Source organism: Sphingomonas bacterium (assembly GCF_903644055.1).
Lineage (GTDB): Bacteria > Pseudomonadota > Alphaproteobacteria > Sphingomonadales > Sphingomonadaceae > Sphingomonas_I.
In genome coordinates, this window is record NZ_CAHJXD010000060.1 from 1 (window position 1) to 6,302 (window position 6,302).

At 66.7% G+C, this 6,302-nt stretch carries 6 protein-coding genes and 1 pseudogene; 5 read left to right on the forward strand and 2 right to left on the reverse strand.

Going from position 1 to position 6,302, the window contains the following annotated elements:
• Positions 1-215, reverse strand: a pseudogene (locus HUU94_RS02465) (bifunctional 2-polyprenyl-6-hydroxyphenol methylase/3-demethylubiquinol 3-O-methyltransferase UbiG); the annotation flags it as partial.
• A gap of 55 nt (positions 216-270) precedes the next feature.
• Between HUU94_RS02465 and HUU94_RS02470 the strand changes: the two are divergent.
• The 3 genes from HUU94_RS02470 (at position 271) to HUU94_RS02480 (ending at position 3,181) form a co-directional block, all read left to right on the forward strand.
• Positions 271-1,533, forward strand: coding sequence for an aspartate kinase (locus HUU94_RS02470; protein WP_174273540.1), 1,263 nt, complete (start codon positions 271-273; stop codon positions 1,531-1,533).
• Between the two features lie 30 nt (positions 1,534-1,563).
• A complete protein-coding gene (locus HUU94_RS02475) occupies positions 1,564-2,058 on the forward strand; it encodes a nuclear transport factor 2 family protein (protein WP_174273541.1) in 495 nt (164 codons plus the stop codon).
• A gap of 61 nt (positions 2,059-2,119) precedes the next feature.
• A complete protein-coding gene (locus HUU94_RS02480; protein WP_174273542.1) occupies positions 2,120-3,181 on the forward strand; it encodes an NAD(P)-dependent alcohol dehydrogenase in 1,062 nt (353 codons plus the stop codon).
• Positions 3,182-3,191: 10 nt separating this feature from the next.
• Here the strand turns inward: HUU94_RS02480 and HUU94_RS02485 are convergent, their stop codons facing one another.
• The gene (locus HUU94_RS02485; RefSeq protein WP_174273543.1) at positions 3,192-3,818 is read right to left on the reverse strand and encodes a GDSL-type esterase/lipase family protein; all 627 of its coding nucleotides are present in this window, start codon (positions 3,816-3,818) and stop codon (positions 3,192-3,194) included.
• An 83-nt stretch (positions 3,819-3,901) separates the two neighbouring features.
• Between HUU94_RS02485 and HUU94_RS02490 the strand changes: the two genes are divergently transcribed.
• Entirely contained in the window at positions 3,902-4,936 is a 1,035-nt protein-coding gene (locus HUU94_RS02490) for an NAD(P)H-dependent flavin oxidoreductase (protein WP_174273544.1), read from the forward strand.
• A 107-nt stretch (positions 4,937-5,043) separates the two neighbouring features.
• On the forward strand, positions 5,044-5,931 hold the full coding sequence (locus HUU94_RS02495) for a PEPxxWA-CTERM sorting domain-containing protein (protein WP_174273545.1): 888 nt from the start codon (positions 5,044-5,046) through the stop codon (positions 5,929-5,931).
• Positions 5,932-6,302 lie beyond the last annotated feature (371 nt).

Sequence of the window (6,302 nt, forward strand, 5' to 3'; positions counted from 1 at the left end):
CCGCAGCCGAGGTCGAGCACGCGCTTCCCCGCCAGGAGCCGCCGCGCCCCCGCGTCGAGCCCCCACGCCTGATCGAGCTGCGCGCGAATGTAGCGCAGCCGCACCGGATTGAGCCGGTGGAGCATCGCCGAGGAGCCGCGCGGGTTCCACCAGTCGGCGGCCATCTCGCCGAAATGCGCGGCTTCCTTGGGGTCGATCGTGCCGGTTGCGTTCATGATGGCCCGAAGCTAGCAGGACGCTCCCTCAAGCCCAAGCCGGTTCTGCTCCCCAATGGCACGCATCGTGATGAAGTTCGGCGGCACGTCGATGGCCGGGATCGAGCGCATCCGCAACGTCGCCGCGCGGGTGAAGCGCGAGGCGGAGCGCGGCAACGAGGTGGCGGTGGTCGTCTCGGCGATGGCGGGGGATACCGATCGCCTCGTCAATTTCTGCCGCGAGGCAAGCCCGCTCTACGATCCGCGCGAATATGACGTCGTCGTCGCCTCGGGCGAGCAGGTGACGAGCGGCCTGCTGGCGATCACGCTGCAATCGATGGGGGTGCGCGCGCGAAGCTGGCTCGGCTGGCAGCTCCCGATCCGCACCTCGTCGGCGCACGCCTCGGCGCGGATCGAGGATATCGATACCGGCGCGCTGCTCGCGGCGCTGCGCGATGGCGAGGTGGCGGTGATCCCCGGCTTCCAGGGGGTGTCCGGCGAAGGCAGTCTCTCGACGCTCGGGCGCGGCGGCTCGGATACGTCGGCGGTGGCGATCGCGGCGGCGATGAAGGCCGATCGCTGCGACATCTACACCGATGTCGACGGCGTCTATACGACCGATCCGCGCATCGTGCCGCGCGCGCGCAAGCTGGCACGCGTCACCTATGAGGAGATGCTCGAGCTCGCCAGCGTCGGCGCCAAGGTGCTACAGACGCGCTCGGTGGGGCTCGCGATGAAGGAGAAGGTTCGCGTCCAGGTGCTGTCGTCGTTCGGCGACGCGCCCGATGGGGGCGATCTGCCCGGCACGATGATCGTCGGCGAGGAAGAGGTCGAAACCATGGGCATGGAAAGCCAGTTGATCACCGGCATCGCGCACGACAAGAACGAGGCCAAGGTCACGCTCGCCGCGGTCCCCGATCGCCCCGGCGCGGTCGCGAGCATCTTCTCGCCGCTCGCCGACGCCAACATCAACGTCGACATGATCGTCCAGAACGTCGCTCATTCGACGGGATCGACCGACGTCACCTTCACCGTCCCCGCCGCCGAACTCGCCCGCGCGCTCGACGTGCTGGAGAAAGGGAAGGCGGCGATCGGCTATGAAAAGCTGATCCACGACACGTCGGTCGCCAAGATCTCGGTGGTCGGCGTCGGCATGCGCAGCCACGCGGGCGTCGCCGCGCAGATGTTCAAGGCGCTCGCCGAACGCGGCATCAATGTGCAGGCGATCACCACCAGCGAGATCAAGGTCTCGGTGCTGATCGACGAGGATTATACCGAACTGGCGGTGCGCGTGCTCCACACCGCCTACGGCCTCGACGCCGCCGACGAGGCGGCGTAACCTTATCTTTCCGAAACGGGGAGGATCGTCATGCGTCTGCTCATCACGCTGGCTGCCATGTCCGCAAGCGTCCTGGCGAGCGGGGCAGCCTCCGCCCAGGTGCCGGTGACCGGCGCCGCCAATCCCGAGGCGCTGTTCACGAGCCGCGATCCCAAGCTCAACCGCAACAAGCAGGCGGCGCTCGGCATCGTCCGCGACCTGCTGGAGGCCGGCCACTGGGAGATGGCGGACCGCTACCTGACCGAGCGCTACATCCAGCACAATCCGCTCGCCGCCTCGGGCCGCCAGGGCGTGGTCGATTTCTTCACCAAGGTGATGAAGGTCCAGCCCAAGCCGATCCCGTCGCGGATGAAGACCGAGATCGTCTCGGTGGTGGCGGAGGGCGATTATGTGATCGTCGCCCACCCGCGCCAGGGCACGAGCGCCAAGGAACCGTCGCGCCATTATTCGACCACCTGGTTCGACATGTGGCGCTTCGTCGACGGCAAGGCCGACGAACATTGGGATCCGGACACCTTGCCGTGATATCGCGAAGCCCTATCGCCGCCTGATCCCACATATCCCCGTCCCCACAAGGAGTGCGCGCTTGACCCGCCCTACCCGATCCTACGCCGTTCAATCGCCCAGCGACCCCTTCGCCCCCTTCTCGTTCGACCGCCGCGATCTCCAGCCCGATGATATCGGCATCGACATATTGTTCTGCGGCGTCTGCCATTCCGATCTGCACACCGCGCGCGGCGAATGGCCGGGCACGCAATATCCTTGCGTCCCCGGCCACGAGATCGTCGGCCGGATCAGCGGGGTCGGCAGCGCGGTGACCGGGTTCGAGGTCGGCGATCTCGCGGGGGTCGGCTGCATGGTCGATAGTTGCGGCGATTGCGCGTCGTGCGATGCGAGCGAGGAGCAATATTGCGAGAAGACGGGCTTCGTCGGCACCTACAACGGGCCGGACAGCGTGCTCGGCGGATATACCTTCGGCGGCTATTCGGATCATATCGTCGTCAAGCAGCGCTTCGTCCTCAAGATCGGTCATGCCGAGGCCGATCTCGCCGCCGTGGCGCCTTTGCTCTGCGCGGGAATCACCACTTATTCGCCGCTGCGCCACTGGAAGGTCGGGCCGGGGCAGAAGGTCGGCGTTGTGGGACTGGGCGGGCTCGGCCACATGGGCGTCAAGCTCGCCGCCGCGATGGGAGCCGAAGTCACCGTCTTCACGACCTCGCCGGGCAAGCGCGAGGATGCGCTGCGCCTCGGCGCGAAGGAGGTGATCGTGTCGCGCGACGCCGATCAGATGGCGACGCAGGCCTCCCGCTTCGATTTCATCCTCGATACCGTCGCGGCGCCGCACGATCTCGATGCGCTGCTCGCCTGCCTCAAGCGCGATGGCACGATGGTGCTGGTCGGCGTGCCGGATAGCCCGCACCCCTCACCCAACGTCGGCAACCTCATATTCCGCCGCCGCGCGCTCGCCGGATCGCTGATCGGCGGGATCGCCGAGACGCAGGAGATGCTCGATTTCTGCAAGGCGCACGGGCTGACCTCGGATGTCGAGGTCATTCCGATCCAGAAGATCGACGAAGCCTATGATCGGATCGTGAAGAGCGACGTCAAATACCGCTTCTCGATCGACATGGCCTCGCTGACGCCCTGAGCCGGCGTTATCATCGTGCCGCGGCGATCGCGGCCTCGGCCTGCGCGCGCATCGCGCGATAGCCCGCGCGCGTCAGGTGAACGCCGTCGGTCGTGAAGGCCGGGACGAGATCGCCGTCGCGCATCAGCGAATCGGCATAATCGACATGGACGAGGCGCTCGGCCGTCGCATGATCGGCGATCGCGGCGCGCAAGGGCGCGGCCAGCTCGGAATGCGCGAACAACGGCTCGGCGGCGCGCCCGATCGGCGGCGGCGGTGCCACGATCACTGCGATGCCCGCCGCCCGCGCCATCGCCGTCATCGCGACGATATTCGCGATCGAGGCCGATGCGCCCTCCCCCGGCTCGCCGAACCACAGGTCGTTGGTGCCGCCCATGATATGCACCGTCCGGGGCCGCGCGGCGACGACGTCCGCCGCGAACCGCAGGCGCATCTGCGCGGTCGTCTGCCCCGCGATGCCGGCGTTGATCCGCACCGGCCGAAACAGCCACGGATCCTCGCCGCTCCAATATTCGGTGATCGAATCGCCGATGAAGACGATTCGCGGCCGCACCGTCCCCGCCGCCGCCGCGCTGGCCCAGGCGAAGCTCCGTCGGGCGATCTTTCGCGAGATGCGCGCAAGGCGACGCCCGATCATTGTCGCATCCTGCCAGCGTCGCCGCCGCAGCGATAGACCGCGTGCCTCTCGCGCTGCCGCGTTCGGCTCGCTAGGGCCGAAGCATGACGACCGATCACCCTCGCCTTTCCGCCCTCATGCAGCGCGGCGCCGACTTCCTGGGTTCCGAGGTCGCGATCATGGCGGGCGCGATGTCCTGGGTATCGGAGCGCACCCTCGTCTCCGCCATCTCCAGCGCGGGCGGCTTCGGCGTGATCGCGTGCGGAGCGATGACCCCCGCCCTGCTCGACGCCGAAATCGCCGCGACCAAGGCGCTGACCGCCAAGCCGTTCGGCGTCAACCTGATCACGATGCACCCCGATCTATCCGAGCTGATCGACGTCTGCGCGCGCCACAATGTCGGCCATGTCGTGCTCGCGGGCGGGCTGCCGCCGGGCGGCGCTATCGATCGGATCAAGGCCGGCGGCGCCAAGGTGCTGTGCTTTCCCCCCACGCTCCCCTTCGCCAGGAAGCTGATCCGCTCAGGGGTCGATGCGCTGGTGATCGAGGGGATGGAGGCCGGCGGCCATATCGGCCCGGTCTCGACCAGCGTGCTCGCGCAGGAGATGCTGCCCGAGATCGCCGGGCAACTGCCCGTCTTCATTGCCGGCGGGATCGGGCGAGGCGAGGCGATCGCGGGCTATCTCGAGATGGGGGCCGCGGGCGTCCAACTCGGCACGCGCTTCGTCTGCGCGACCGAATGCATCGCGCACGCCAATTTCAAGAAAGCCTTTCTCCGCGCATCGGCGCGCGATGCGGTCGCCAGCGTCCAGATCGATCCGCGCCTGCCCGTCATTCCGGTCCGCGCGCTCAAGAATGCCGGCGGCGAGCTGTTCACCGCCAAGCAGCGCGAAGTCGCGCAGGCGCTGGACGAGGGCAGGATCGCGATGGCGGAGGCGCAGCTCCAGATTGAGCATTATTGGGCGGGCGCGCTGCGCCGCGCGGTGATCGATGGCGACGTCGAGCATGGTTCGCTGATGGCCGGCCAGTCGGTCGGCATGGTGACGCGCGAGGAGCCCGTCGCCGCGATCCTCGCGACGCTCGCGGCGGAAGCGGAGGCCGCGCTGGCGCGCCGCCTGCCCCCGCGCCCGCAATTGTAAAATAGCGTGCCAAAGCGTGGGAAATGCTGGCCAATTGGGCGCGCTTGTGGTAGGCCGTTCAAATGTTGCTGTATCGCTTATCCGCTTTTTACCGCCGGCTCGCCTGTGTGGCGGCTTCGTTCGGCCTTTTCGCCGTGGCCGCGCCGGCGTCGGCGGCGGTATTCCCTTATGGTTTCGATTTCACCGCATCGAGCAGCAACGCCGAAAAGCTCACCTCGGGAAGCTTCATCTTCACCTCGACGACGAACCCCGCGATGACCGCGACGGTGACGGCGTGGAACGTCACGCCGCAGGTCTCGGGTAACGCCACCGTCTACAAGCTGACCCAGGCGACGCTCGGCTATTTTCAGGGCGGGCTCGGCGTCACGTCGACCGCGAACGACAATCTCACGACGTCGAGCGGGAGCTGCGGGGTCGGCGCCTGCAACACGCACCAGCTCGACAATATGGGCAGCACGGCCAATTCGAAGAGTTATGATTTCCTGCAAATCACCTTCAGCGCCCCGGTCACCGTGGGCAGCGTGGAATTCAACGCGTTCGGATCGGCCAATGCGGCGCTGAGCAGCAACACCGCGGTCCTCGACGACGACTTTTCGTACGGCAAGGGTACTGCGCTGGTTGCGGGCAACAACAATGCGACGTTGAGCACGCTGGCCGGCCTTTTCCAGACCAACGTCGGCAGCAATGCGGCCTATGGCGGCGCCACCAATACGAGCTGTCAGGACCTCAACGGCGACGGTGTCTGCAACAATGTCTTCACGCTGAGCAATGCCAATAGCGCGACCGCCAATTCGGCGTCGTCCAATTGGTATATCGCCGCGTCGATCGCCGATAATTACGGCGGCGACGGCATCGTCGACGGCTTCAAGCTGGCGAGCGTCAACGTCTATGCCGCTGTGCCCGAGCCCGCGAGCTGGAGCATGATGATCCTGGGTTTCGGCGCCATCGGCGCAGCACTTCGTCGCCGCAATCGCGTAGGCGTTTTGGCGGATTGATCCGCTGGTGACCGGCGTGGGTCACTTCGATTCGCCCGACTTCGCTTTCGATGGCGGTTCAAGCTGAAACGTCACCCCGGCTTTGGAGTCGGATGAAGTCTTACCCGCTCATGCTGAGGTGAGACCCAGTAGCTCCGCAGGAGCGTATCGAGGGCTCGTATCGAAGTACGGGCTCCAGGGCATGTCCTTCGATACGGGCTCTCGACAAGCTCGATCCCTACTCAGGATGAGCGGAGGAGTGGGTCGATCTAAATCGTCCTGCTTTAAAGGCTGTCCTGTTCGAGCTGAAACGTCACCCCGGCCTTGAGCCGGGGTCCCGCTTCTTTAGCGTCGGCAGGCAGCGGGACCCCGGCTCAAGACCGGGGTGACGA